This is a genomic window from Streptomyces sp. NPDC016640 (assembly GCF_043076215.1).
Taxonomy (GTDB): Bacteria; Actinomycetota; Actinomycetes; order Streptomycetales; family Streptomycetaceae; genus Streptomyces.
In genome coordinates, this window is sequence record NZ_JBIBRG010000050.1 from 1 (window position 1) to 1,796 (window position 1,796).

The 1,796-nt window shown below is 36.2% G+C and carries 1 protein-coding gene and 2 pseudogenes; all 3 read left to right on the top strand.

What is annotated here, in order from left to right; all coding sequences use genetic code 11:
* Window positions 1-386 (top strand): annotated as a pseudogene (locus tag ACF07S_RS33455) (hypothetical protein); the annotation flags it as partial.
* A gap of 287 nt (window positions 387-673) precedes the next feature.
* A complete protein-coding gene (locus ACF07S_RS33460) occupies window positions 674-823 on the top strand; it encodes a toxin-antitoxin system HicB family antitoxin (protein ID WP_350502499.1) in 150 nt (49 codons plus the stop codon).
* Window positions 824-1,346: 523 nt separating this feature from the next.
* Window positions 1,347-1,796: pseudogene (locus tag ACF07S_RS33465) on the top strand (hypothetical protein); the annotation flags it as partial.

Here is a 1,796-nt window from a genome sequence, read left to right on the forward strand (position 1 = left end):
ACACTGCTGTAATTGAGTTTCAGAAACGAGGGGCTATACATTATCACCTATTGGTCTATAACCTTCCTTACACGCCTGTAGACGTTCTATCGGACATCTGGGGTCATGGGTTTGTTAAAATAAATAAAATAGACCACGTGGACAATGTAGGGGCTTATATAACGAAATATATGATAAAGGATAATATTGACGAAAGATTACTTGGAGAGAAGTCTTATTTTTCGAGTAGAGGGTTAAAGAAGCCTGAAGAGTATATTTTGACGGAAAAAGAAAAAGAGACTCTGCTAAAGTCTCATGACGAATATATAACATATTCCAAAAACTATGAAAATGAATATCTAGGCAATATTCATAAGATACAAATTAACTTAAATCGCAAAAGTTAACAGCGCTATTTTAACACATAGAAAATAAAAATACTATGACTTTACCGTTTTCTAATAGCGGGTAAAGTGTTCAAACTTTGACAATGGGACTCCTATAATGGGGTCCTTATTTAATTTCCTTGAAAATATAAAATCCGCCCTTTTGCGTGTGGGTGGGGTGACTCCAGTTGGGGCCCCCGACACCGCAAGGCGGATTTATTTTATTTATAAAAGACCGAGAGAAATAACACTAACCATTATGGTATTGACATGATACCACTTTGATACTATAATGATACCATAAGGAGGTGAAGTTATTGGGAAAAGCGGTTTTTTCTCTAAGGCTTACTGAAGACCTACACGAATGGTTAAAAAAAGAAGCTGAAAAGAGAGGTATGTCGGTCAACGCTTTGATTTCATACATACTGAGCGAATATAAAGACGATAAAGAGTTTTAACGGAGTAGTTCTACGTAGTGAAAGCGTAGCGGTTCCTTTACTTGGAAAGGCGACTCTGATAACCTAGTTCGGTTTGCCACATTAAAGATTTCTAGAAGGTGGCGACGGTGGCAAGTAATCTGGGTCGCAAAGGTTCCGAGTCAAGGATTCATGGAGTAGATCTACGCAGTGGTGATGGTGAAGCGCAACTAAAAAAACAAGAAAAGAGGACGAGCACATGTTTAATATTTCTTATTACAAAACCGAAGACACAAAAGTAATGGTGGTTACATTACACGCACTAAAACAAACTATCATTTTGCAACCAGGATTCTTTTATAAAATTTCAGGAGTTGATAGAAAAGTAATAACCGGCTGCGGCGAATTTAGTGGTACAATTCTAGTAGATTTAGGATTTATATTTCCGTTTAAATCTGATAGAAAAATAGGTTAATATTTAATCGCTATTTCTGTTTCTTACTTAACTTGATTATAGCGATTAATAAGCAGAAAAATTTAGACAAGGAAGAGAGGTATTTTATAATTGAGGTATCGTCACAAACTAATAAAAAGTGGCGGTGTATGGGAATTATTGAGCTACGAGAAAGAGGTAGCAACAGGTAAAGATGCAGTTCGTGAAAATGCTGGTAGGAAAAAACAGTCTGATCATGATTGGATAAATGATGCTGAAACAAAGATGAAGAACAGGTCTGATGTGTTATATCGTGCAAGGAAGCAAGTGTTTAACCAAGCAAATGCCAATGCAAATGCGTGGAACGAGCAACCGAAATTTTTCACACTTACATATGCTGAAAACATGCAGGACATAAAACAATCTAACTATAACTTCAAAAAGTTTATCCAAAGGCTGAATTACACTTTAAAAATAAAACTAAAATACACTGCTGTAATTGAGTTTCAGAAACGAGGGGCTATACATTATCACCTATTGGTCTATAACCTTCCTTACACGCCTGTAGACGTTCTATCGGAC